The organism is Paraburkholderia sediminicola (assembly GCF_046027825.1).
Taxonomy (GTDB): domain Bacteria; phylum Pseudomonadota; class Gammaproteobacteria; order Burkholderiales; family Burkholderiaceae; genus Paraburkholderia; species Paraburkholderia sediminicola_D.
In genome coordinates this window covers 17436-43060 of record NZ_JAQQDU010000075.1, presented here as the reverse complement: position 1 = coordinate 43060, position 25625 = coordinate 17436, and the positions used below count along the sequence as shown (strand labels likewise).

Genomic DNA, 25625 nt, shown 5'->3' with positions numbered 1-25625 from the left:
GTCCTCATCAAAATTTTTCCCAAACATGACAATGCCCCGTAAGTCTTAACCTACGGGGCATCTTAAAGAATCAACCGGCCAAAAACAACACGCCAAGTGAAGGGCTGGGAGTTGCTCAGGCGGGCTTTTTTGTTGCCGGCGCTTCTGACCGTGTTCTGGTGCTTCGATGACGCGGCGTTGGCGCTGCGTCGGCCTCGAATCAGGCGGTGCCGAACACGTAGTTCGTCATGGCGAGCGAGCGCTGATAGGTCCCGAGTGACTGGATCGCTAGCGAATAATCGTCGTCCGCCGCGCCTAGGGCCGCGAATACGGGCAGCAGGTGCTCGTCGGTCGGATGCATCAGCACCGCGTGCGGGGCCTGACGGCGGTAGTCGAGCAACGCGTCGATGTCGTGCGCAGCGAGCTTTGCCTCGAACCAGTCCGTGAATTCGGTCACGCGCGGATCGGCGTCTTCCGGGCGCGCGGAAAAGTCCGCGGCGCGCAGGTTGTGCGTGATCTGGCCCGAGCCGATCACCATCACGCCGTCGTCTTTCAGCGAGCGCAGCGCGCGACCCACGCGGAAGTGATGGGCCGCGTCCATGTGTGGCTGGATCGACAGTTGCGCGACCGGCACGTTGGCTTGCGGGAACATCAGTAGCATCGGCACCCACGCGCCGTGGTCGAGCCCATGCGGCTGGGCGTCGGTGAGGATGCCGTGTTCGCCGAGCAGCACGGCGGCCCGGCGCGCCGCATCGGGCGCGCCGGGAGCTGGATATTGAATCTCGTACAACTGACGCGGGAAGCCGTAGAAATCGTGAATAGTTTCCGGTGCCGTGGACGTGCTCGCCACCGGCTGCGCCGTGCCCCAGTGCGCTGACAGCATCAGCACGGCTTCAGGACGCGGCAATTGCGCCGCCAGCGTGCCGAATTCGGCGGAGGGCAGTGCAGGGTCGATCGGCAGCGTAGGCGCGCCGTGGGAGAGGAAAAGCGACGGTAAGCGATTCATGGCAGCGACGCCGCCGCTAAGACGCGGCGCGGAAGTGGGGTTGCTATCAATATAGGTCTGCACCGGCGTTTGATAAACGGGTGAAAACGGAATTGATTGTCTCGCAGGTGTTGTTAATGGCGATGGAGCGATTATCGGGCGCCGCTCGTCGTGGTCGCCAGGTCGTGGCAAGGTAGTCCCTGCCTTTACGCCCACACCCATGCGGCCGCATGTCGTGCCGCGATTTATTCCTGCGCGCCGCGCAGTCCTTGCCACGCCGGCGACAATGCCGGCCCGAGCGCGAACAGGTCCAGCACGCGCGCCACCGTGTGATCGACCATCTCATCGATCGAGGCAGGCCGGTTGTAGAACGCGGGTAAAGGCGGAAAGATCACGCCGCCCATTTCGGTGACGGCTGTCATATTGCGCAGATGCGCGAGATTGAATGGCGTTTCGCGCACGAGTAGCACAAGCCGACGGCGCTCTTTGAGCGTGACATCGGCGGCGCGGGTGATCAGGTTGTCGGAAAACCCGTGAGCGACGCTTGCCAGCGTCCTCATTGAGCAGGGGGCAACCACCATGCCGTCAGTGGCAAACGAGCCGGACGCGATACTCGCGCCGACGTCGCGCACCGAGTGGACGACATCCGCGAGCGGATGCACGTCTTCTTTGCTCAACTGGAGTTCGTGCTGGATATTGAGCCACCCAGCGCTCGAAATCAGCAGATGGCTCTCGACGCCGCCCAGCCTGCGCAACGTCTCAAGCAACCGGATGCCGTAGATGGCGCCGGTTGCGCCGGTGATCGCGACGATCAGCCGGCGTGGCGCCGCAGCGCGTGTTTCCATGGCTCGCGGCGCCTTATCGGAGGACGGCAAACGTTCGGACGGCGGCCGCTTAAGCCGCGGCGAACAGTTGCTGCAGTTCGCCCGATTCGTACATTTCCATCATGATGTCCGAGCCGCCGACAAATTCGCCCTTCACGTAGAGCTGCGGAATGGTCGGCCAGTTCGAGAACTGCTTGATGCCCTGGCGGACTTCGTCGTCTTCGAGGACGTTGACGGTTTTGATTTCATTGACGCCGCACGCCTTCAGGATCTGGATGGCGCGGCCGGAAAAGCCGCACATCGGGAACTGGGCGGTGCCCTTCATGAAGAGCACGACGTTGTTTTCGTCGACGATTTGCTTGATGCGTTGTTGCGTATCCATGACTGACCTTGCGGTTCCGTTATGTGTAGGGAATAGGCTGAAATGATAGCGGATTTCGGTGCGACCGGCCGAGGGCCGCTTTGCCACCCCGGCAATTAAGGCCATCCATCGAGGTCAGCCGGGCAATCGCCCACCGCTGATTCGCTCGATGCCGGTGAGATCCTGTTCCGAGCGGACGTCCGCGAAACCTTGTGTTGCAAGCAGCGCGCGAACAGCGGCAGCCTGATCGTAGCCGTGTTCGATCCACAATACGCCGTTGGCGGCCAACCGTGTTGGCGAGCCGGCGACGATCTTGCGGATCGCGCTGAGGCCGTCGGCTTCGTCGGTGAGCGCGCCGCGCGGCTCGAAGCGCAGGTCGCCTTCCGACAGATGCGGATCGCCGCTTGCGATATACGGCGGATTGCTGACGATCACATCAAAGCGCAATGCTGCGTCGAGCGAGCGGTACCAGTCGCTTTGCTGCAGTACCACGGCGCCGCCGGGGCGTTTGCTATCCAGCAGACGTGCGGCATTGCGCGTGGCCACCGCCAGGGCTTCGGCGGAACGGTCCAGCGCCCAGACCTGCGCGTCGGGCCGCATCGACGCAATGGCTAGCGCAATCGCGCCGGTGCCAGTGCCCAGATCGAGCACGCGTGGCCGCGAGATGTTGTCCATCGCCGCCAACGCCGTTTCGACCAGCAATTCGGTTTCGGGACGTGGAATCAGCACGTCCGGCGTCACTTCGAGATCAAGTCCGAAAAATTCGCGCGCGCCGACCAGTTGCGCCACCGGCTCGCCGGCGACACGCCGTGCTTCCAGGGCCCGGTATCGCTCGATGGCCGTGCTGTCGAGCGGTTCATCGCTGCGCGTAATCAATTGCGTATGCCGCCAGCCGAGCACGTGCGTGAGCAGAATCCGCGCTTCGAGCGGCGGCAGGGGCGAGGCGCGCAATAGTGCGGCGGGCATGACCGGAACCATCCGCGCTTAGTCCGCGTCGCCCAGCGATGCCAGCAACTCCGCCTGATGCTCGCTGACCAGGGCTGCGATCAATTCGTCGAGATCGCCGTCCATGATTGCGTCGAGGCGATACAGCGTCAGATTGATCCGGTGATCCGTCAGACGCCCTTGCGGGAAGTTGTAGGTGCGAATCCGTTCAGAGCGATCGCCCGAGCCGATCAGGCTCTTGCGCGTCGCGGCTTCCTTCTGCTGCTGCTCGTGCGACTGTTTGTCCTTGATGCGCGCGGCCAAAACCTTCAGCGCACGATCCTTGTTCTTGTGCTGCGACCGGTCATCCTGACATTCGACGACGATGCCGGTCGGCAAGTGCGTCACCCGCACGGCCGAATCGGTCTTGTTGATGTGCTGGCCGCCCGCGCCGGACGCGCGGAACGTGTCGATGCGCAGATCGGCCGGATTGATCTCGACTTCGCCGATTTCGTCTGCTTCCGGCATGACCGCGACCGTGCACGCCGACGTGTGAATGCGGCCCTGCGTTTCGGTGGCCGGCACGCGTTGCACGCGATGGCCGCCCGACTCGAACTTGAGCTTGGAATAGGCCGCTTCGCCGGCGATCCGCACGATCACTTCCTTGTAGCCGCCGAGGTCCGATTCGCTCGCCGACATCATTTCCACCTGCCAGCGATTACGCTCGGCAAAGCGCAGGTACATGCGCAGCAAATCGCCCGCGAACAGCGCCGATTCGTCGCCGCCCGTGCCGGCACGGATTTCGAGGAAGATGTTGCGGTCGTCGTTCGGGTCTTTCGGCAGCAGCATTTTCTGCAATTCGGCGCCGAGTTTTTCCATTCGCTCGCGCGCCGCACGAATTTCTTCTTCCGCGAAGTCGCGCATCGACACGTCCGCCAGCAGTTCCTGCGCGGTCGCCGCGTCGTTCATCGCCAGGCGCCACAGCGCGTAATGCTCGACGACCGGCCCGAGCTCGGCGTGCTCACGCGTGAGCTTGCGGTATTGGTCGAGATTCGAGGTAATGTCCTCGCGGCTCAACAGGTCGTTCAGTTCGGCCAGCCGGGTAGTGAGCTGGTCGAGCTTGCGTTGCATGCTCGTTTTCATCGGACGGGTTTCGGAGCGAACTCCGGCAAGGACGGCGACTAGGGGAGTGGGCAGATGCCCTGGTCAGAAGCATGTCGCGGGCCACTCAGGATGGCGCGGACGGTGCGGCAGTGGCTGTGCCGCTAACGCTCCGTAGAACCGGAGTGTTTGTAGAAACCGCCCATCAACTCGATGAGCGTGTCACGGTTCTCGCTGCTCGCGCGATTGAGCGCGTGCGTGGGGCCGTGGATCAGTTTGTTGGTGAGCGATTGCGACAGCGCTTCGAGCACCGCTGCCGGGTCGTCGCCGCGCGCGAGCATTTTCTGCGCGCGTTCGACTTCGGCGCGACGCAGCACGTCGGCCTGCGTATGCATGTGGCGGATCACCGGCACGATGCTGCGCGCATCGAGCCATTGCATAAAATTCTGCACCCGCGTTTCGATGATCGCTTCAGCCTGGGCGACCGCGGCTTGCCGCGACGCATTGCCTTCGCGCACGATCGCGCCGAGGTCGTCGACCGTATAAAGGAACACGTCTTCGAGCTGGCCGACTTCGGGTTCGATGTCACGCGGCACGGCCAGATCGACCATGAAAATCGGCCGGTGACGGCGCGCTTTGACGGCCCGCTCGACCGCGCCCAGACCGATGATCGGCAGGGTGGAAGCGGTGCACGACACGATGATGTCGAACTCATGCATGCGCGTGGGCAGTTCCGAGAGCGGAATGGCCCGGCCGTTGAAGCGTTCGGCGAGACGGGTGCCGCGTTCGGCAGTGCGGTTGGCGACGACGAGTTCGCGCGGCTGCTGCGCGGCGAAGTGCGTGGCGCACAACTCGATCATTTCGCCCGCGCCGATGAACAGCACGCGCTGGTTCGAGACCTTGTCGAAAATCCGCTGCGCGAGCCGCACGGCGGCCGCGGCCATGGAAACCGACTGCGCGCCGATTTCGGTCGTGCTGCGCACTTCCTTCGCCACGGCGAAGGTGCGCTGGAACAACTGGTTCAGATAGGTGCCGAGCGCCCCGGCTTCAGACGCCGTGCGTACCGCATCCTTCATTTGTCCGACGATTTGCGTCTCACCCAGCACCATCGAATCGAGCCCCGATGCGACGCGGAATGCGTGGCGCACGGCTTCCGACTGCGGCAGCGCGTAGACATGCGGCGCGAGTTCGCCGATGGGCAGGTTGTGGTATTTCGAGAACCACTGGATCGCGGCCTCACGCGCGGCCTGGTCGTCGGTCGCGCAGTAGAGTTCGGTGCGATTGCAGGTGGACAGAATCGCCGCTTCCGGCGCCGTGCGCGCAGTACGGCCGAGCCAGACGCTCTTGAAGGTGTCCAATGCAGGCTTGATCTGTTCGAGCGGAAACGCCACGCGTTCGCGCAAGGCGACAGGCGCAGTGTGGTGATTGATTCCGATCGTTAGAAGCTGCATATGGGGCGCTATGGTTTAGCTCAATATTATAGCGTTTTCACGATCCTTACATTGTGGGCGCGTCAGCCGCTCTCCACAACGGCCTCTGGCGAGATCGCGTCGAGTTGATAGCCGTAGCCGTAAAGCGGTGTCAGGCAATAACCATGCTCCGGGCGCAACTGCAATTTGGTCCGCACCCGCGACGCATGGGTGTCGACGGTACGCGACCTTACGTCGCGGCGGCGCGTCCAGACGGTTTCGAGAATATGCGCGCGGGACACGGGCCGCGACACATTGGTAAACAGGAGTAGCGCAAAGCGGAATTCCTTCGGCGTCAGGGAGACGGTTTGATTACGGAATGTGACGGCGAACTGCGTCGCGTCGAACGCGTAGCCACCGATCGTGTCGCCGCCGTCGGTTAGGTGGCCGCCGCAGGCTCGCACGCCGCAGTAACGCGTCGACCCGGGCCAGCATCTCCGGGCCCCGAACCGGTTTGGTCAGGCAGTCATCCGCACCCGCGTGTAGCGCGGCGACGATCTGACTTTCGCGTGGATCCGATAGCAGCACAATCACCGGCAAGCTTGGCAGGATGGCGCGGGCGCGCGCGATCACGTCTTCGGCGCAATGGTCGCCGGCCCAGCTTTCGGTGATGAGAAGATCGAAGAATTCGTCGGCGGCGCGATGCAGGAACGGGGCGCTCGCAATGAAGTGTTGACACGCATGGCCGCCGGCAAAGATCAGCCGGCCGACCAATGTGGCGTGCCGAAGATCGGGCTCGATAAGGGCGATTCGCATGGCGCACTTTCAGCGTGGCAATGACCGAGGACCAGGCTTCTCCGTAAGGCTTACAACTTGCCTAACATCACCCCGACCCCTAAACTCAACCGCTATGCGGAAAGCGCCGTGCTGAACCTCTATAGTTAACGAGATGAAAATGCTAGCTGCCCAGGTCCTCTGCGCCCATGAGACGAATCTGAAACTGCGCGAGAACTGCCGCTAATGGGGTGGCCCGGAATTCTGGTGCTGGGCGCGGTGATCGGCCTGGCGGGCTGGTGGTTGCATCCGCTGCGCCGTTCGAGCCGCGCCCCATGGTGGGTGGCGCTACTGGCCGGGGTGCTGGGCGCGGGTGTCGCGCGCATGGCCGGCAATGTGGTTGGTCTCTTTCATGATGGCGATATGCTGGAATGGCCGGTATGTACCGCCATCGCGCTGGTCGTCGTTGCCGTGACGGTCGGCTTGCTTTCCCGTCGATGAATATTTGCAGGTGACTCCGATGAATGCCCGACTTCCCGAAACCTCCTCCATCCCAGAACGTCTCGCGACATTGCGCGACGCGATGGCCCGCGAAGGCGTAGCCGCGTATCTGGTGCCGTCCGCCGATCCGCATCTTTCCGAATATCTACCCGGGCGCTGGCAAGGCCGGCAGTGGCTGTCGGGTTTCACCGGCTCGGCCGGCACGCTGGTCGTGACCGCCGATTTCGCCGGCGTGTGGACCGATAGTCGCTATTGGGAACAGGCCAACGCGCAACTGGCGGGTACCGGCGTTCAATTGATGAAAATGACCGGCGGCCAGCAGACCGTGCCGCACTTCGAATGGCTTGCGCAGAACGTCGCGGCTGGCGGTACGGTCGGTGTGGACGGTGCCGTGCTGGGCGTGTCGGCGGCACGTGCCTTGAGCCAGGCGCTGACCGCGCGTGGCGTGAAGTTGCGCACCGACGTCGATCTGTTCGACGCGATCTGGCCGCAGCGCCCGTCGCTGCCCGCCGCCGCCATCTTTGAGCATGCCGCGCCGCACGCGAGCGTCGCCCGTTCGGAAAAGCTCGCGCAGATTCGCCACGCGATGGCGGAGAAGGGCGCGCAGTGGCACTTCATTTCCACGCTCGACGACCTTGCATGGCTTTTGAACCTGCGCGGCGCCGACGTCAGCTACAACCCGGTGTTCGTAGCGCACGCGCTGATCGGTCAGGAGAGCGCGTCGCTCTTCGTCGCCGACGGCAAAGTACCGCAAGCGTTGGCCGATGCGCTCGCGCGCGACGGCATCCGTGTTGAGCCGTATGCGAAGGCGGCCAATGCGCTGGCCGCGCTGCCGGCCGGCAGCACGCTGCTGATCGACCCGCGCCGCATTACGTATGGCTCGCTGCAGTCGGTGCCGTCGTCGGTGAAGGTCGTCGAGGCGGTTAATCCGTCCACGTTCTTCAAGTCGCGCAAGACCGAGGCAGAAGCGGAGCATGTGCGAGAGACGATGGAGCAGGACGGCGCGGCACTCGCCGAATTCTTCGCGTGGTTTGAAGGCGCATTGGGCCGCCAGACGATTACCGAACTGACGATCGACGAACGCCTGACGGCAGCGCGCGCGCGCCGTCCGGGCTTCGTGTCGCTGAGCTTTGCGACAATCGCCGGCTTCAACGCGAACGGCGCGATGCCGCACTATCGTGCGACCGAAGAATCGCATTCCGTGATCGAGGGCAATGGTCTGTTGCTGATCGATTCGGGCGCGCAGTATCTGAGCGGCACGACCGACATCACCCGCGTCGTGCCGGTCGGCACCATTAGCGAGGCACAGCGGCGTGATTTCACGATCGTGCTGAAAGGCACCATGGCGCTGTCGCGTGCGAAATTCCCGCGAGGCATTCGTTCGCCGATGCTCGATGCGATCGCCCGCGCGCCGATCTGGGAAGCCGGTGCCGACTACGGTCATGGCACCGGTCACGGGGTGGGCTATTTCCTGAACGTGCACGAAGGCCCGCAGGTGATTTCGCACTACGCGCCGGCCGAACCATGGACGGCGATGGAAGAAGGCATGATCACCTCGGTCGAGCCGGGCATTTACCGGCCGGGCAAGTGGGGCGTGCGGATCGAGAACCTGGTGCTGAACGTGCCTGCGGAGAAAACCGAATTCGGCGATTTCCTCAAATTCGAAACGCTGACGCTGTGCCCGATTGACACGCGCTGCCTCGACCTCCCGCTGTTGCGTGATGACGAGCGCGCATGGCTCAACGCGTATCACGAGATGGTGCGCACGCGCCTGTCGCCGCATGTGTCGGGCGAGGCGAAAGCGTGGCTCGAATTGCGTACACAACCTATCTGATCTCGTCGCCACGACCTTACGGAGAGAGCGTGCATGGCCATCAAGGCAGTGGTGTTCGATTTCGGCGGTGTGCTGATCGACTGGAGCCCCGAGTATCTCTATCGTCAGTTGATTCCTGACGAAACGGAGCGCCGCTGGTTTCTGACCCACGTCTGTTCAATGGACTGGGTGATCCGTCAGGACGGCGGCCAGCCGATCGTCGAGGCGACAGAGGAACTGGTCGCGAAGTTTCCCGATCACGCACCGCTGATCCGGGCGTTCTACGAGCGCTGGCACGAGATGGTGGCCGGCGTGCTGGAAGAGGGCGTGGCGATCATGGAGAAGCTCGAAGCGGCCGACGTGCCGCTTTTCGGGCTGACGAACTGGTCGGCGGAGACATTTCCGTATGCGTGGGAGCATTACCCCGTACTGCGGCGGTTCCGCGACATCGTCGTGTCGGGCAGGGTGAAACTGGTGAAGCCTGATCCGGCGATCTTCGAAGCGATGCGTCAGCGGATCGCGGCGCAACTGCCGGGCATCCAGCCGGGCGAACTCGTTTTCATCGACGACAATCTGAAGAACGCCGAGGCCGCAACGGCACTTGGCTGGCACGGTGTGCATCACACGGCCGCCGCGCAAACCGAAGCGATACTACGCAACTTAGGCTTGGCGGTTTAAGGGCTGGCAGCCAGTTTAAGGGGCTGCCGGTTCACGGGCGTGATGATTCAAGCGGCGAGGCGGCGCGTTTTCGCTCTCACGGCGCGGCCGACCTCTGCCTGGTTTTGTCTACTGTCCAAGCAGATTCTTCAATGCGTTACCCAAGCCTTTCACTGTCTCCCCGGCGCCCTTAGCCACGCCTTCGACGCTCACGCCCATCGCATTCGCAAAACCGGCGCCAACGCGCGTCATCAGACTTTCCTGCACCGAAAACTTCGGGTCGCGCAAATTCCCATCCAGCACGAAATGCAGCGTGATGTCGCCGTTGTGCGTCTTGAGCGCGGCGACGGCGGCTTTGGTCGGAATCGACATGAAGGTGTCGAACGGGTTGTCGCTGTCGGCGAGCTGCAAATGGTGGATCGTCACCGTGCCAGGCGCGTGCAACTGATAGTTGCGCACCGTTGAGTCGACTGTCAGGTCGACCGTGCCGCCCGTCACTTGTGCCTTTGCGCCGGTTTTTTTCAGCAGGTACGGATCCAGCGTGACGACATCGACGCCGCGCAGTTTGCTGGTGGTCTGCGAATCCTTGCTGGCGATCTTGATCCACCCGTCGAACGAAACGGTGCCCGTGTGCGTCGGGCCCTTTATCGAGCCGGTGACGCTGACGGTGGTCGGTTCGGTGAGCGCGGGCAGATGCAGGTGGTCGACCGTCGCGTTGGCGTTGCTGACTGTTACTTTGAATGCCGGCGGGCCGACCGTCATGTCGTAGAAATGGAAGTTGCCTTGTTCAAAGCTAACATGATCGACCAGCTTTTCGCGGGAGCCGGTTGTTGCCACGCCGCTGGCTTCGCCGTCGTTGGGGCCGTTCACCGCCTGCCGCAGATTCGGCACCAGACGGATCGCACCGTCCTTCGTTCGCAGTACCGCGATGTCGAAGCCGCGCACCACCACGCTGCGGATATGCATGCGCCGCGCGATCAAATCGCGGATATCGGGCGTGATTGTGATTTCGTCGGCTCGCAAAGGATCGCCGGCGGCCCAGCCGGGCGGTGCTTTGAGCAGAACGTTGGTGAGATGAACCGAAGTGAGGCCGACGTCGATGGTTTCGGCACTCCCTAATGGCCCGAGTGCAGCGATCACGCGCTCTTTGACTTCGCGCTGCGCGAATTGCAGTGCACCGACCGCGACGACAATCAGCACCAGCAGCACGCCACCTACGGCAATCGCCCAGCGTTTGCCCTTCGACATTGCCATGCTTGCCTCCTCGTCGCCGCGTTGGGCGCAGTGTGGGTGCGATTGGCCCGTGCGTGCGCCGGTTGGGCACACATCTGTTTGATACGGCGGAGTGACTGCATCCCGCCGGGACGACGTGTATCACGCCGTGGCAAGCAATGCGTGTGCCCTACCGCCCGTCCGGCAAACGCCAGGCGCTTCCGGTATACCGCAGTGAGCAAAATGACCAGCCAATCGGCTGGCAAAACGCGCTGACCAGGCGGTCAGCGAATCGGTCCTCAAAACCGTCAGCAAAAAATCTTCAGCAAGACAGCCCACTCATCAGCCAACGAGCGGGCCGCCAGGCTCGAGATTTATCGCGCGATCGGCTTGTAACGCAGACGCTTCGGACGTGCCGCTTCTTCACCGAGGCGTGCGCGTTTGTCCGCTTCGTATTCCTGGTAGTTGCCGTCGAAGAACGTGATTTGCGAATCGCCTTCGAAGGCCAGGATGTGCGTCGCGATCCGGTCGAGGAACCAGCGATCGTGCGAGATCACCATCACGGAGCCGGCGAACTCGAGCAACGCGTCTTCCAGCGCGCGCAGCGTTTCGACGTCCAGGTCGTTCGACGGTTCGTCCAGCAGCAGCACGTTGCCGCCCGCGATCAGCGTCTTCGCCAGATGCAGCCGGCCGCGCTCACCGCCCGACAGATTGCCGACGGTCTTCTGCTGATCGCCGCCCTTGAAGTTGAAGCGGCCGATGTACGCACGCGAAGGCGTTTCGTACTTGCCGACCGTCAGCACGTCCGCACCGCCGGAGATTTCTTCGAACACTGTCTTCGAGCCATCGAGCGCATCGCGGCTTTGATCCACATACGCGAGCTTGACGGTCGGGCCTTGCACGATCTCGCCCGAATCCGGCTGCTCACGGCCGGTCAACATACGGAACAGCGTCGACTTACCGGCGCCGTTCGGCCCGATGATGCCGACAATCGCGCCCGCCGGAATCTTGAAGCTGACGTCATCGAGCAGCAAACGGTCGCCATACGACTTGCTGACGTTCTTGAACTCGATCACTTCGTTACCCAGGCGGTCGCCGACCGGGATGAAGATTTCCGAGGTCTCGTTGCGCTTCTGGTAGTCCTGGCTGTTCAGTTCCTCGAAGCGGGCAATACGTGCCTTCGACTTCGCCTGACGGCCCTTCGGATTCTGGCGCACCCATTCCAGTTCCTTCTTGATCGCCTTCTGACGTGCCGATTCCGACGACTCTTCCTGCTTCAGGCGCTCTTCCTTCTGGTCGAGCCAACTGCTGTAGTTGCCCTTCCAGGGGATGCCGTGGCCGCGGTCGAGTTCGAGAATCCACTCCGCGGCGTTATCGAGGAAGTAACGATCGTGGGTGACGGCGACGACCGTGCCCGGGAAGCGTGTGAGGAACTGTTCGAGCCAGTCGACCGATTCCGCGTCCAGGTGGTTGGTCGGTTCGTCGAGCAGCAGCATGTCCGGCTTTTCGAGCAGCAGCTTGCACAGCGCCACGCGGCGCTTTTCGCCGCCCGAAAGGTGCTCGATCTTCGCGTCCCATGCCGGCAGACGCAGTGCGTCGGCGGCGATTTCGATCTGCTGTTCGGCGCTGCCGTCGGTGGTAGCCAGAATCGCTTCGTACTTCGCCTGCTCGGCGGCGAGCGCGTCGAAGTCGGCGTCAGGTTCCGCGTAGGCGGCGTAGATTTCGTCGAGTTTCTTTTGGGCGCCGAAGACGTCGCCGAGACCTTCTTCGACCGCTTCACGCACCGTCTTGGTCGGGTCGAGTTGCGGCTCCTGCGGCAGATAGCCGATGTTCAGGTTCGGCATCGGCGTGGCTTCGCCTTCGATGTCCTTGTCCACACCGGCCATGATGCGGATCAGCGTCGACTTGCCCGAGCCGTTCAGGCCGAGCAGACCGATCTTCGCGCCGGGGAAAAACGACAGCGAGATGTCTTTCAGGATTTGACGCTTGGGCGGCACGATTTTGCCGACCCGGTTCATAGTGAAGACGTATTGGGCCATTTGCTTGCAATAGACGTTGACGACGCCGGCCGCGTTGGGGCGGGCGGTCGTGGGTGGATGGGTGCATTCTCCTGCGCGCCGTCATTGTACTTCGCGGTGCGACGCGAGGACCACGCAAGCCGGGTCAGGCGAACCTGTCAGTCTCCAGCAAGTGCTTTTCCGCCAATTCCCAGACGCGACGGGTAAACACTCATAACTGCCGTACATCGCAGATTTCTAACATGTTTCAGACGTTTGCCCTGAAATGTCCAGACAGGCTGTGAAGAAAACGGAGGGGCAGTGAAGGGAGCAATATTGTTGGGTGTACTCTTAATTGTGCCGCTCCTTTTCGGTTGCGCCGTCGGCGGCGTCAATCCGCTTTTTACCGAGCCTCTTCCGCCCTGTCGCGCGGACAACGAGGTCGATTGCATCATTCAGACCCGATCCGCCAAAGTTGATGAGGTTCGACCAACGAGCGATACGCTGCCGGAATTGGGAATCGCACTTTCCGGCGGCGGTTCCAAATCCGCGCCGTTCGCGATGGGCGTGCTCAAGCGCTTTGTCGACGGATCAGACCCGTGGATTTTCAAAACCGACTATCTAAGCAGCGTATCGGGCGGGGGTTACTCCGCGTTCTATATGTATCACAAGGCATATCTGCTTGCCGACGGCGAAGTGAAGTCCGATCCGGCGTTTCCAGGTCTTAGTCGCTTTTTCATTGATTCACGGAACATGAACTCGCTCCGTGGCGAACCTTATTTTGTGGAAATGCGATCGCTGGACCTTGACCGAGTCAATGTGGTGAGTCTGGCTGAAGCAAAAAACGGCCGTGCCTGTATGGAGTTAACGCTGCCTAACTATGCGTTTCACGATCCAGGCGAGACGACTGCTTTGCAAAGACAAGAGGGAAATGCTGTCTATCAGGGGTGGGTCGAGTGTTACCAGGATTTGCTGATGACTCATCGTGCGCCTGATTCTGGAAGCCACGTGGACCAGGGGGGCCTCGCGATCACGTTCGGTCAGTTAGTCGGGGAATCGCTTGCGCTGGCACCGGTTCATTACTTCGCAAACCTCCTTTTCGATTGGCGAAAACGTCTGTCGCCCAGTCAATATCGGTATCTCTACGGCATTGAACGGACCTACGGATACGTACCTGAACCGGGAAGCGTCCTTCCAACGAGTGCGAGAGACCGTCGGTTTCAAGTGATGGCCGATTGTTTTCAATTCAGCAAACTGGCCATCATTTACACGAAGGATCCGCAGAAGACCGAGGCGACCATAGGCGGCTATCTACCCAAGTGGATACTGCAGGCAACGGGCACGTCGGGAAACGTCGGACTCGATTTGAGCCGCAAGCCATACGATCTGTCTACCGATGTCTTCGAGATTACCTTCGATGAGTTTGGCTCCGGGCGATATCACTACGTTAGAGGGTCGCCAGCGTTGGTCGGCCTGACGGTGCCGTTGGCGGTGCTCTCTTCGGCCGCGTTCGCCGATACCGCGCAACGCTCCCTTGTCTGGCCGCGTGCGGCCGTCAACGCGTTGCTTCAGGGCATTAACATGCGTTGGGGATTGGACATCGCGAACTACAACACTTCCGAAGGCTCGCGCATAAAACATGTATTTCTTATTTGGCCGTTTTATTTTGCGGACGATCCTGTCACAACGGAAAAAGGTCCGACTATCCATCTCGCGGACGGCGGCCAAAGCGGCGATAACCTGGGGATGATTTCCCTGTTGCGTCGAAGTGTCAGAAATATCGTGGTCGCTAATGGCGAAAACGATTGGCAGCGGAGTCGGACAACGAACGGTTACATTTCGATGGCGTCGCTCTGCTCAGTGAACTATTACTTGATCCAACACGGTTATACGCTTGTTTTCGAAGCCGACCCTCGCGAACCGGGCTTCGGGCCTGGCACCCCCTATGACCTTGGCGAAAAATGCAAATGGGACAAGGATGAGAAGGTGATTTCGGTGCCGCCCGTCGAAGCAACCGGCAAGACTCCCCTCACGGACGAGGCCAACATTACCCCCTTTAACTGGCGCCGACGCGTCTGGGTCGGAAAAGTGGTGGCACTGGCGCCGGGCGAAACAGAAAAGCGCACACTCAACCATGCGCCACCGCCGGCCGCCAGTTTCAGTCCGCAAAAACTGGAAGGCATCAATGTGTACTACTTGATGTCTGCTCTAGACAAGGACGCCTGGATGCGCGTTGCACGCGATTGGTATAACGAGGATGCACCCAAAGGATCGGACGGACATCCAGCGGTTTGCGACGGCACTGCAACGGACGTGCTTGATCCCTCACGGCCAGATGAAGCGTTGAAATACCCGTGCGGGCTGATTGAGTACATTCACGACACTATGATCGCGAAGCGTGGTGCAAAGAGTGCCGGCGACGGTTCAGATGATGACGAAATCAACGCCGAAAATGCCGGCAAGTGGCTGTTTCCACAGACCGACACCAAGTTCACGACGTACAGCAATAGCGTCTATCTCTTTCGCGCGTATCGTGATTTGGGTTGGGCTGCAGCGGACACATTGCCTCAAGCGGCGCCTGAGTTGATCAAAGTATTCGGTCAGCACAAGAATTCCAGACCCGCAGGCTACGGGTTACTTTACAACGCTGAGGCAGACGGTGCGAGCAAGTACGTGGCGACGAAAGACACCCCGGCCTGCCTAAATACGAAAGCGCGATCGACGAGCCCCGTGTTTGCGGAACACAACTAAGCAAAGCATTTTAATTCACGCGCCGTCCCGTCGACGGATCGAAGAAATGCAGATGCTGCGCGGGCAGCGCGACTTGTAGCGCTTCGGCGGCTGCGGGGCGATGGGTATGCGGCAGGCGGACCGTGACGTCGTGCTTACCCCAGCGGCCATGCGCGAGGTTGTCCGCGCCGAGCAGTTCGCAGGAATCGACGGTCAGTGTTGCGTGAGACGCGTCCGCTTGACCGGGCGTCATATGCTCCGGGCGAATGCCGAGTGTCCATTCGCGGCCTTTGGCGACTTCGCGGCCGATTGCTGGCACGCCCTGCAGCGGCAGCTTCGGCCCATTGCCGGCTACTTCAAAGGTCGAGCCGTCGTCGGACACGCGGCCTTCCAGCAGATTCATCCCCGGCGAGCCGATGAAGCTCGCGACGAATACCGTCGCGGGCCGCTCGTAGACCTCGGTCGGCGCGCCGATCTGCTCGGCGTGGCCTTTGTTCATGACGATCACGCGCTGCGCCAAGGTCATCGCTTCGATCTGATCGTGCGTGACGTAGAGGCTGGTCGTAGCGAGTCTCGCATGCAGGCGCTGGATCTCGAGGCGCATCTGCACACGCAGCCGTGCATCGAGATTCGACAGCGGTTCATCGAACAGAAAGACCGCCGGTTCACGCACGATCGCGCGGCCCATGGCGACGCGTTGCCGCTGGCCGCCCGACAACTCGCGCGGCTTACGTGCGAGCAACGGTTCAAGCTCGAGAATCTGCGCCGCAGCCTGCACGCGCTTCGTAATCTGCGCGCGCTCGACGCCGGCGATCTTCAGCGCATAGCCCATGTTCTCCGCGACGCTCATGTGCGGATACAGCGCGTAGTTCTGGAACACCATCGCGATGTTGCGATCCTTCGGCTCCAGTCGATTGACCACCTTGCCGGCGATCGAGACGGTGCCTTCGGAAATGCCTTCGAGCCCGGCCACCATCCGCAGCAAGGTCGATTTGCCGCAACCCGACGGGCCGACCATCACGACGAACTCGCCGTCCGCGACGTCCACGTCGATACCGTGCAGCACGAACTGTTTGCCGTCGTAGGTTTTCTTAACGCCTTGTAGAGTCAGTGCAGCCATGCCGTTTTAGCCTTTTCGTTGCTTGCCGCGCAGAGCGCGGTGTTTCTTATCCCATGTCCAACGCCGAAGCTCGCCCAAGCTGCGCGAGCTACTTTTCCGAGTCCACCAGGCCGCGCACGAACCAGCGCTGCATCGTCAGCACGACGGCGAGCGGCGGCAGCATTGCGAGCAGCGTCGCGGTCATCACGAGATGCCATTCAGTTGCGGTGTCGCCGGAAGCAATCATGCTTTTGATGCCGACCACCGCTGTGGTCAGCGATTGCTGGCTCGTAATCAGGATTGGCCACAGGTACTGATTCCAGCCGTAAATAAAGGTGATGACGAACAGTGCCGCCATGTTCGTTTTCGACAGCGGCAGCACCACGTCCCAAAAGAAACGCAACGCGCCGGCGCCGTCGATGCGTGCCGCTTCCATCAGTTCGTCGGGCAGCGTCATGAAGAACTGGCGGAACAGGAAGGTAGCGGTGGCCGATGCGATCAGCGGCAAGGTCAGACCGCTGTACGTGTTGCTCAGATGCATCGACGACACGACCTGCACGGTCGGGAAAATGCGCACTTCGACCGGCAGCATCAGCGTGATGAAGATCAGCCAGAACGACAGATTGCGAAACGGAAAGCGGAAGAACACGATCGCATACGCGGAGATCATCGAAATGGCGATCTTGCCGATTGAAATCACCAGCGCCATCACGAGGCTGTTGAACAGCATGCGGCCGAACGGCGCGGCCGCATTGCCGCTGCCGTGCGACCAGACCGTCGCGATGTTCTCGAACAGATGCGTGCTCGGCACGAGCGAGAGCGGCACGCTGAACACTTCATGCTCGCTCATCGTTGCCGCGCAAAACGCGACGTACACCGGAAACACCACCAGCACGACGCCAAGAATCAGCACCGCATGGCAGAAGAGGTCGAAACCGCGGCGGTTCTCGATCATGAGTATTGAACCCTGCGTTCGATGAAGCGGAATTGCACGACCGTCAACGCGACGACGATCACCATCAGGATGACGGACTGTGCGCCCGAGCTGCCGATGTCCAGTCCCTGGAAGCCTTCTGCGAAGATCTTGTAGATCAGCGTGCGGGTGGCTTGCGCCGGGCCGCCGCCGGTGGCGGCGTCAATCACCGGGAAGGTGTCGAAGAACGCGTAGGTGATGTTGATCACCAGCAGGAAGAAGCTGGTCGGCGAGAGCAGCGGCAGGGCGATGCCGAAAAAACGCCGCACCGGACCTGCGCCGTCGATGGCCGCGGCTTCGATCAGCGAACGCGGAATCGCCTGCAAACCGGCATAGAAGAACAGAAAGTTATAGCTGACCTGCTTCCATACGGAAGCCAGCACGACCAGAAACATCGCCTGGCCTGCATTCAACGCGTGATTCCATACGATGCCGTACTTGCCGAGCGCATAGGTGACGAGGCCGATGCTCGGATTGAACAGGAACGACCACAACACCGCGGCGATCGCGGGCGCGACCGCATACGGCCAGATCAGCAGCGTTTGATAGGTCTTCGCGCCGCGCGTCACGCGATCCGCGCAGACGGCTAACAGGAGCGATATCACCAGCCCCGACACCGTGACGAGCGCGCAGAAGATCAACGTCGTATTGAACGACGACAGATAAAGCGGATCGGCGAATAACTGCTTGAAATTGGCGAGGCCGACAAATTCGCTCGAGGTGCCGAACGCGTCCTGGCTCTGCGTGGACTGCCACAGCGCTTCGCCCGCCGGCCACAGGAAGAACAGCAGCGTGATCAGGAGTTGCGGCGCGACGAGCAGGTAGGGCAGTACGCTGGTGCCGAAGCTGGAGCGCTTTTCCATCGAAGATTCCTCGGTTCTGCTGCAACAACGGGTTTCGGTGCGAGCGCACCGAAACCCTGCCGGCTGGTACTTAGTTACCGGCTTTCTCGAAGCGGCGCAGCAACTCGTCGCCACGCGCCACCGACGAATCGAGCGCCTGCTGCGGCGTCTTCTTCCCCGCCCAGACCTGTTCGAGTTCTTCGTCGATGACGGTGCGGATCTGCGGCATGTTGCCCAGACGCAAACCCTTCGTGTACGGCAGGGGCGGCTTATTGAGCATCTGCTTGATCGCCGTGTCGCTGCCGGGATTCTTCTCGTAGAAGCCTTGCTGCTGCGTCAGTTGATACGCGGCGGTCGTGACCGGCAGATAGCCGGTGTCCTGATGCCACTTCGCGGCAACCGGCGCCGACGACAGATACGCGAGGAATTTCGCCACGCCCTTGTAGACGGCCGGGTCTTTACCCGAGAGCACCCACAGGCTGGCACCACCGATGATCGCGTTCTGCGGCGCGCCCTTCACATTCGCGTCGTACGGCATCATGCCGGTGCCGAAGTTGAACTTCGCGTACTTCTTGATCGTGGCAAGCGAGCCGGACGAATTCGTGATGATCCCGCAGTCGCCGCTATAAAACTTCGACACCGGTTCGTCCTTGCGGCCGACATACGTGAAGGTGCCTTCCTTCTGCATGTTCTGCAGGAACTGGATGTGCGCGACTTGCAGCGGCTTGTTGAATTCGAGCTGCGCGTCGGCGCCGTCGAAACCGTTGTTCTTCGACGCGAACGGCACACCATGCCAGGCGCTATAGTTTTCGAGCTGAATCCAGCTCTGCCAGCCAGACGAATAGCCGCATGCCATGCCTGACGCCTTCAGCTTCTGCGCGTCCACCTGCAATTCGGCCCAGGTTTTAGGCGGCTGATTCGGATCGAGCCCGGCTTTCTTGAACGCGTCCTTGTTGTAGTACAAGACCGGCGTGGAGCTGTTGAACGGCATCGAGATCAGCTCGCCGGTTTTGGCGTCGCTGTAATAGCTCGCGATGGTCGGCACGAAGGCCTTTTCGTCGAGCGGCACGCCGGCTTGCTTGAACACTTCCGAGACCGGGATCACGGCCTTCTTCGCCTGCATCATCGTGGCGGTGCCGACTTCGTAGACCTGCAGAATGGCCGGCGCGTTGCCGCTGCGATATGCGGCGATGCCGGCGGCGAGGGTCTGGTCGTAGGTGCCTTTGAACACCGGCACGATCTTGTAGTCGCTTTGTGACGCGTTGAACGCGTTGGCGATGTCGTTCAGACGCTCGCCGAGAGCGGCTTCCATGCCGTGCCAGAACTGGATTTCGGTGGCGGCATGCGCTGCCTGGCTGATGCCGAAGCTCAACACGGCAGCGACGGAAAGCGAACGGAACAACGGCTTGCAACTCATCGATGTGTCTCCTGACGGAACGGGCGCGAACGCGAATCGCGCGATTCTATTTGTGTTCGATGACAGTCTGGCGTCGGTTACCGGGCGGCGGCCCGCTTTTGACCGGCGCCGACTGCCGCAATTTAACATCGGCTGTCACGGAACGGAAATAATGCGGGGCTGAGGCGACGGGCTTGCACGACGTGCGGAAGTCAAAGCGGGGCGGCGCCCAAAAAAAAGCCCGCATTGAGCGGGCCTTCTTTGAGTCCGGCGGCGCTCAGCGTTTCGCTGGTTGCCGCCCGGGCAGAGACTGAATGTCAGACGTTGAACAGGAAGTTCATCACGTCGCCGTCGTGCACAATGTATTCCTTGCCTTCCGCGCGCATCTTGCCGGCTTCCTTCGCGCCTTGCTCTCCCTTGTAGGTGATGAAGTCGTTGAAGGCGATGGTCTGCGCGCGAATGAAACCACGCTCGAAGGCGGTGTGGATCGCGCCCGCTGCCTGCGGTGCGGTGTCGCCGATATGGATCGTCCACGCGCGCACTTCCTTCACGCCAGCCGTGAAGTAGGTTTGCAGCCCCAGCAACTTGAAAGCCGCACGAATCACGCGGTTCAGGCCCGGCTCTTCCATCCCCATATCGGCGAGGAACACTTCCATGTCCGCTTGTTCGAGGTCGGCGATTTCTGCTTCGATCGCCGCACACACGGCGACGACCGGTGCGCCTTCGGCTGCCGCGAACTTCGTGACTGCGTCGAGGTGCGGGTTGTTCTCGAAACCGTCGTCCTTCACGTTGGCGACGTACATGGTCGGCTTGGCGGTGATCAGGCAGAACGGCTTGAGCGTGGCCTTTTCCTCATCCGACAGGTCGAGCGCGCGGACCGGCTTGGCCTGGTCGAGCTGCGCGCGCACTTTTTCCAGCACCGCGGCGTTCTTGATGGCTTCCTTGTCGTTACCCGACTTGGCGGCCTTCGAATAGCGCGACAACGCCTTTTCGACGGTCGCGAGGTCGGCCAGCGCCAGTTCGGTGTTGATCACTTCGATATCCGACAGCGGATCGATCTTGTTCGCGACGTGAATCACGTTGTCGTCTTCGAAGCAGCGCACTACGTGCGTGATCGCGTCCGTTTCGCGGATGTTCGCGAGGAACTGGTTGCCCAGACCTTCGCCCTTGCTCGCACCGGCCACGAGGCCGGCGATGTCGACGAATTCCACCACGGCCGGCAGGATGCGTTCCGGCTTGACGATTTCAGCGAGCGCCTTCAGACGCGCATCCGGCACTTCGACGATGCCGACGTTCGGCTCGATCGTGCAGAACGGATAGTTTTCGGCGGCGATGCCCGCCTTGGTCAGCGCGTTGAACAGGGTGGACTTGCCGACGTTAGGCAGGCCGACGATGCCGCATTTGAGGCTCATGGAAATCCTTCAGTGAATCAGTAAGTTGCGTGATGCGCTCGACGCTGTGTGCAGGATTCGAAAAGCCGTCGCGATTGGCGTGGCGGAGCAAGTGCAGCGGAGCGGGACAAGACACCAGATCGGGGCGTAGCCTCGACGATTCTGGGCGAGTTTTGTCACGGAAAGCGCAATTGTAACCCGTTCGGATGGGCTTCCTGGAAAGGGTGCAGGAAACCGTGCTTACCTGAAAATATTTTGTCGGAACATTGTAATATTTCGGTCCGGGGCCGCTAGAGCCCTTTCCGAGGATGCACGATGACAATAAAAAGATGGGTCCGGTGGGTATTGGGCGCCGCGTTAATTGGCGCCGGTGTGGTTGCCTGGCTATCGCCGAACTACGAAGAGGCCCAGGCGGCAACCGATCGCCAGACGGTGGACTGCATGGTGAAGCAGCTGACGCAGGACGATAAACGCAGCATTGCGCGGTTCGCCGATACCAATGATTTCAACTCACTGTGGCGCGTGTACGACCGGGTTTTCCCAGATTGCACCGTACGGGGGGACCAGCGGGACCGTAAGAGCGAACTGGTGACGAGCGCGTGGAGAGTCCTTTCAACAGACCGTGAATTCATGCGTTTGCGCGAAGCCGATGCGGCGCACGCCGCGCTTGGGCGCTAGATTTCAGGCCGAAATGCCGCGCCGCTCGATCCGTCCCCCGCAATCCCCGCGGCTATAATGCGCGGATGAACGCACACCACCAGACCTTTGATGCCGCCGTGATCGGCGGCGGGCTCGTCGGCAAGACCGCGGCGCTGGCGCTGACGCAAGGCGGACTGCGCGTGGCGCTACTCGCGCAACCCTGCGCGGCGCTGCCCGCCGGCGCCACCTTCGACTCGCGGGTCTACGCGCTGTCGTCGAGTTCGCAGGCTCTGCTGGAGCGCTTGCGGGTCTGGCAGGCGCTCGATCTGTCGAAGCTCGGGCCGGTCTACGACATGCGTGTCTACGGCGATGCGCACGCCGAACTCCACTTTTCCGCGTTTCAGGCGTCCGTGCCGCAACTGGCATGGATCGTCGAGTCATCGGTGATCGAGCGTGCGCTGGATGCCGCGCTGCGTTTCCAGCCGAATCTGACCTGGATCGATACGCGCGCTCAGGCGCTGGACTTTACCGCCGACGGTGCGAGCGTTGGTCTGGCCAACGGCAATGTGCTCGAGGCCGATCTGGTGGTCGGCGCGGACGGTGCGCACTCGTGGGTGCGCGCGCAGATCGGCTCGAAAGTGATCCGGCGCGACTACAAGCAAACCGGCGTGGTCGCGAATTTCAAGGCGGAAAAGCCGCACAGCGAAACCGCCTATCAATGGTTCAAGGACGGCGAAATCATTGCGCTGCTGCCGATGCCGGACGGCCACGTGTCGCTGGTCTGGTCGGCGCGCACGGAGCACGCCGAGCAACTGCTCGCGCTCGATCCGGCGCAACTCGCAGCCGAAGTCGAACGCGTGACGGGCGAGCAGTTCGGCGCGTTGGAATGCGTGACACCCGCGCAAGGCTTCCCGCTCGCGCTGCAAACCGTCGATAAGCTCGTGGCACCGCGCGTCGCGTTGGTCGGCGATGCCGCGCATCTGATTCACCCGTTGGCGGGGCAGGGCATGAACCTCGGTTTGCGCGATGTCGCGGCGCTCGCCGAGACGGTCGCCGGCAAGGAAGCGTTCCGCGATCTTGGCGACATGGTGCTGCTGCGCCGTTACGAGCGCGCCCGCCGCGAAGACATCCGCGCGCTGATGATCGCCACCGACGGTCTGCAAAAACTCTTTTCGGTCCCCGGTCCGCTTGCCAAGGTATTGCGCAACACCGGTATGGCATTTGTCGGCTCGCAGCCGTTCATCAAGCGCTGGCTGGTGTCGGCCGCGCTGGGGTAAAGCGCCCGAGCGGACATACCCGGCTGGCGAGACGGGTATCATGAACGGATGGACGCCATTCTGGTCAGACCAGAAACGTCCCAAAAAAACGCGCAACGCGCGCGATTGAACTCCAGGAATTCAGCATGAAAAAATCCTTTCGCATCGCGGCCGTCGTGTTCGCGATCGCCGCCGTGGCAATCGGCTGCTCCGCACAGGCCGATCAAACCACCGACAAGCTCAAAGCCACGCTGCAAACGCGTCTGACCGACGTGTCGATCAAGAGCATTACGAAGTCGCCGATTGCCGGCCTCTACGAAGTGAATCTCGGCACGCAGATCATCTATAGCGATGCGAACGGCGATTACCTCATGCTCGGCGACATCGTCGACGCGAAGACCCGCAAGAATCTGACCGAAGCGCGTCTGGCGGAGACCAACCGCATCGACTTCGCGAGCCTGCCGTTCGCGAATGCGGTGAAGGTCGTGAAGGGCAATGGCGCGCGCAAGATTGCCGTGTTCTCCGATCCGAACTGCCCGTATTGCAAGCAGCTCGAGACCTCGCTCAAGTCACTCGATAACGTCACGGTCTACACCTTCCTGTACCCGGTGCTGTCGCCGGATTCGACCGCCAAGTCGAAGTCAATCTGGTGTTCGACCGATCGCGCGAAGGCGTGGGAATCGTGGATGCAGGATCATCAGGCGCCTACCGCTGCCGGCACCTGTGATACGGCCGCAATCGACAAGAACCTGGCGCTCGGCCACGCGATGAACGTCGACGGCACGCCGACCGTGTTCCTCGCTGACGGCCGCCGCCTGCCAGGCGCCGTGTCGGCAGACCGGCTGGACAAGGAAATGTCCGCCGCGCGCTGAGCACGCAGCACAAGTCGAAGAAAGGAGGCGCGAAGTGCGCCTCCTTTCACATCAAGCCCCGAACCTCCCCGCCAGACACCTCCTAAGCGCCGCCGATGAAGCCGATCCGCTACACCATCGTTCCCAAGCAACCCGCCGCCCATCTGTTCGAAGTTACCGTGACCGTCGCCGATCCCGATCCGGCCGGCCAGCGATTCATGCTGCCGTCGTGGATTCCGGGCAGCTACATGGTGCGCGAATTCGCCCGCAACATCGTTACGCTGCGCGCCGTCAACGAGGCGGGCCGCAAGGTGCGCGTCGAAAAGACCGACAAGCACACGTGGCAGGCCGCGCCGGTCAAAGGCGCGCTGACGCTGCGCTACGAGGTGTATGCATGGGATCTGTCGGTGCGCGCCGCGCATCTTGACGATACGACGGGTTTTTTCAACGGCACCAGCGTGTTCCTGGCGCCGCTCGGTCACGAGGAAGCGCAGTGTCTGGTCGATATCCAGAAGCCGGAAGGCCCGGCGTATCGCAACTGGCGCGTCGCGACCGCGCTGCCGGAAGCACGCGGCACGAAGCGCTACGGCTTCGGCGAGTATCGCGCGCAGAACTACGACGAGCTGATCGATCATCCGGTCACGTTGGGTGAGTTCGCGCTGGCGACGTTCAAGGCGCATGGCGTACCGCACGACATCGTGGTCGCAGGACGTGTAATCGGGCTCGATATGGCGCGTCTGTCCGCCGATCTGAAGCGTATCTGCGAGGCGCAGATTGCGCTGTTCGAGCCGAAGTCGAAAAAGGCGCCGGTGGATCGCTACGTGTTCATGACGCAGGCTGTCACCGATGGTTATGGCGGACTGGAGCATCGCGCTTCGACGGCGCTGATCTGCAATCGCGGCGATCTGCCCGTGGAAGGCCGCGAGGCGTCCACCGAGGGCTACCGAACCTATCTCGGTCTGTGCAGCCATGAATACTTCCACACCTGGAATGTGAAGCGGATCAAGCCGGCCGTGTTTGCGCCGTACAACCTGAGCGTCGAAAACTACACGCCGCTGCTGTGGCTGTTTGAAGGCTTCACCTCTTACTACGACGATCTGATCCTCGTGCGCACCGGCTTGATCTCTCAAGACGACTATTTCGGCATGCTCGGCAAGGTGATCGGTGGCGTGCTGCGCGGCAGTGGCCGTCTGAAGCAGACGGTGGCCGAAAGCTCGTTCGACGCTTGGGTCAAATACTATCGGCAGGATGAAAACGCGCCGAACGCGATTGTCAGCTATTACACCAAGGGCTCGCTGGTCGCGCTCGCATTCGATTTGACGATTCGCGCGCAGACCAACAACCGCAAATCGCTCGACGACGTGATGCGTTTGCTGTGGCAGTGGTTTGGGCACGACTTCTATCGTGGCAAGCCTGTCGGCGTCGAAGAAAGTGAGATCGAGGCGATTTTTGCCGAAGCGACCGGCGTGCAACTGGGCGAATTGTTCGCCGAAGCCGTGCACGGCACACGCGATCTGCCCCTCGAGACGCTGCTCGCGCCGTTTGGCGTCACGCTCGCGCCTGAATTGGACAAGAACGGTAAACCGTCGCTCGGCGCGCGCGTGCGCAACGGCGCGGATTGCACACTGGCGGCGGTTCACGAAGGCAGCGCGGCGCAAAAAGCCGGCCTCTCGGCGGGCGATGTGCTGATCGCGCTCGACGGTCTGCGCGTGACCGGCTCGAATCTTGATTCGCTGTTGTCGCGCTATCAGCCGGGCGCAAAAGTCGAAGTTCACGCCTTCCGCCGCGACGAGCTGCGTACCGCGCAAGTCAAGCTGGACGGGCCTGAAGTGTCGCGCTACAAACTCGCCGCGAGCGACAAACGGCCGGCGGCGCGCAAGGCGCGGGAGCGCTGGTTGGCAAGCTGATCGT

The 25625-nt window shown here is 61.8% G+C and carries 21 protein-coding genes and 1 pseudogene; 8 read left to right on the top strand and 14 right to left on the bottom strand.

Features of this window, described 5'->3' with window-relative positions:
* Window positions 1-199: 199 nt before the first annotated feature.
* From PQQ96_RS31115 to PQQ96_RS31085, 7 genes and pseudogenes are all read right to left on the bottom strand, one after another.
* Window positions 200-985, bottom strand: a complete 786-nt coding sequence (locus PQQ96_RS31115) for a DODA-type extradiol aromatic ring-opening family dioxygenase (protein WP_408299683.1) — start codon at window positions 983-985, stop codon at window positions 200-202.
* Window positions 986-1209: 224 nt separating this feature from the next.
* Window positions 1210-1809: a UbiX family flavin prenyltransferase gene (locus PQQ96_RS31110; protein WP_408299681.1), complete on the bottom strand. Its 600-nt coding sequence runs from the start codon at window positions 1807-1809 to the stop codon at window positions 1210-1212.
* Window positions 1810-1858: 49 nt separating this feature from the next.
* Complete coding sequence (gene grxD, locus PQQ96_RS31105; protein ID WP_120289307.1) at window positions 1859-2170, bottom strand: Grx4 family monothiol glutaredoxin; 312 nt, start codon at window positions 2168-2170, stop codon at window positions 1859-1861.
* 114 nt (window positions 2171-2284) lie between these two features.
* A complete protein-coding gene (gene prmC / locus PQQ96_RS31100; protein ID WP_408299679.1) occupies window positions 2285-3115 on the bottom strand; it encodes a peptide chain release factor N(5)-glutamine methyltransferase in 831 nt (276 codons plus the stop codon).
* Window positions 3116-3133: 18 nt separating this feature from the next.
* Window positions 3134-4216 (bottom strand): peptide chain release factor 1, encoded by a 1083-nt coding sequence (gene prfA, locus PQQ96_RS31095; RefSeq protein WP_054036659.1) that lies wholly within the window; start codon window positions 4214-4216, stop codon window positions 3134-3136.
* A gap of 122 nt (window positions 4217-4338) precedes the next feature.
* Entirely contained in the window at window positions 4339-5625 is a 1287-nt protein-coding gene (gene hemA / locus PQQ96_RS31090) for a glutamyl-tRNA reductase (RefSeq protein ID WP_408299677.1), read from the bottom strand.
* Between the two features lie 62 nt (window positions 5626-5687).
* Window positions 5688-6399, bottom strand: a pseudogene (locus PQQ96_RS31085) (response regulator transcription factor).
* A 204-nt stretch (window positions 6400-6603) separates the two neighbouring features.
* Here PQQ96_RS31085 and PQQ96_RS31080 point away from each other — a divergent pair.
* Genes PQQ96_RS31080 through PQQ96_RS31070 form a run of 3 tightly spaced genes read left to right on the top strand, consistent with a single transcriptional unit; the run spans window position 6604 to window position 9349 of the window.
* On the top strand, window positions 6604-6858 hold the full coding sequence (locus tag PQQ96_RS31080; protein WP_408299675.1) for a hypothetical protein: 255 nt from the start codon (window positions 6604-6606) through the stop codon (window positions 6856-6858).
* Window positions 6859-6877: 19 nt separating this feature from the next.
* Window positions 6878-8692: an aminopeptidase P family protein gene (locus PQQ96_RS31075; RefSeq protein ID WP_408299673.1), complete on the top strand. Its 1815-nt coding sequence runs from the start codon at window positions 6878-6880 to the stop codon at window positions 8690-8692.
* 33 nt (window positions 8693-8725) lie between these two features.
* Window positions 8726-9349, top strand: coding sequence for an HAD family hydrolase (locus PQQ96_RS31070; RefSeq protein WP_408299671.1), 624 nt, complete (start codon window positions 8726-8728; stop codon window positions 9347-9349).
* Between the two features lie 108 nt (window positions 9350-9457).
* On the opposite strand, the gene PQQ96_RS31065 is transcribed toward PQQ96_RS31070, so the two are convergent.
* Together PQQ96_RS31065 and ettA are read right to left on the bottom strand one after the other, a co-directional pair.
* Complete coding sequence (locus tag PQQ96_RS31065; RefSeq protein WP_408299670.1) at window positions 9458-10582, bottom strand: DUF748 domain-containing protein; 1125 nt, start codon at window positions 10580-10582, stop codon at window positions 9458-9460.
* Between the two features lie 332 nt (window positions 10583-10914).
* Entirely contained in the window at window positions 10915-12579 is a 1665-nt protein-coding gene (ettA, locus tag PQQ96_RS31060) for an energy-dependent translational throttle protein EttA (RefSeq protein ID WP_074282079.1), read from the bottom strand.
* Between the two features lie 279 nt (window positions 12580-12858).
* On the opposite strand from ettA, the gene PQQ96_RS31055 reads away from it, so the two are divergent.
* Window positions 12859-15288 carry a hypothetical protein gene (locus PQQ96_RS31055; protein ID WP_408299668.1) on the top strand — a complete coding sequence of 810 codons (2430 nt, stop codon included), beginning with the start codon at window positions 12859-12861 and terminating at the stop codon, window positions 15286-15288.
* Between the two features lie 10 nt (window positions 15289-15298).
* Here PQQ96_RS31055 and PQQ96_RS31050 read toward each other — a convergent pair whose 3' ends face one another.
* From PQQ96_RS31050 to ychF, 5 genes are all read right to left on the bottom strand, one after another.
* Complete coding sequence (locus PQQ96_RS31050; protein WP_408299666.1) at window positions 15299-16387, bottom strand: sn-glycerol-3-phosphate import ATP-binding protein UgpC; 1089 nt, start codon at window positions 16385-16387, stop codon at window positions 15299-15301.
* Between the two features lie 88 nt (window positions 16388-16475).
* Complete coding sequence (ugpE, locus tag PQQ96_RS31045) at window positions 16476-17321, bottom strand: sn-glycerol-3-phosphate ABC transporter permease UgpE (protein ID WP_408273088.1); 846 nt, start codon at window positions 17319-17321, stop codon at window positions 16476-16478.
* Entirely contained in the window at window positions 17318-18202 is an 885-nt protein-coding gene (gene ugpA, locus PQQ96_RS31040) for a sn-glycerol-3-phosphate ABC transporter permease UgpA (RefSeq protein ID WP_074282081.1), read from the bottom strand. Before ugpA ends, ugpE begins: the two co-directional genes overlap by 4 nt.
* 70 nt (window positions 18203-18272) lie before the next feature.
* On the bottom strand, window positions 18273-19598 hold the full coding sequence (gene ugpB / locus PQQ96_RS31035) for a sn-glycerol-3-phosphate ABC transporter substrate-binding protein UgpB (protein WP_408299665.1): 1326 nt from the start codon (window positions 19596-19598) through the stop codon (window positions 18273-18275).
* 296 nt (window positions 19599-19894) lie between these two features.
* Window positions 19895-20989 (bottom strand): redox-regulated ATPase YchF, encoded by a 1095-nt coding sequence (gene ychF, locus PQQ96_RS31030; protein WP_408299663.1) that lies wholly within the window; start codon window positions 20987-20989, stop codon window positions 19895-19897.
* 294 nt (window positions 20990-21283) lie between these two features.
* Here ychF and PQQ96_RS31025 point away from each other — a divergent pair, with 294 nt between their 5' ends.
* The 4 genes from PQQ96_RS31025 (at window position 21284) to PQQ96_RS31010 (ending at window position 25621) form a co-directional block, all read left to right on the top strand.
* Window positions 21284-21646, top strand: a complete 363-nt coding sequence (locus PQQ96_RS31025) for a hypothetical protein (protein ID WP_408299662.1) — start codon at window positions 21284-21286, stop codon at window positions 21644-21646.
* Window positions 21647-21711: 65 nt separating this feature from the next.
* The gene (locus tag PQQ96_RS31020) at window positions 21712-22884 is read left to right on the top strand and encodes a UbiH/UbiF family hydroxylase (RefSeq protein ID WP_408299660.1); all 1173 of its coding nucleotides are present in this window, start codon (window positions 21712-21714) and stop codon (window positions 22882-22884) included.
* A 125-nt stretch (window positions 22885-23009) separates the two neighbouring features.
* Window positions 23010-23735 carry a DsbC family protein gene (locus PQQ96_RS31015; RefSeq protein ID WP_408299658.1) on the top strand — a complete coding sequence of 242 codons (726 nt, stop codon included), beginning with the start codon at window positions 23010-23012 and terminating at the stop codon, window positions 23733-23735.
* Window positions 23736-23830: 95 nt separating this feature from the next.
* A complete protein-coding gene (locus PQQ96_RS31010; RefSeq protein ID WP_408299656.1) occupies window positions 23831-25621 on the top strand; it encodes a M61 family metallopeptidase in 1791 nt (596 codons plus the stop codon).
* The last annotated feature ends 4 nt before the right edge of the window (window positions 25622-25625 follow it).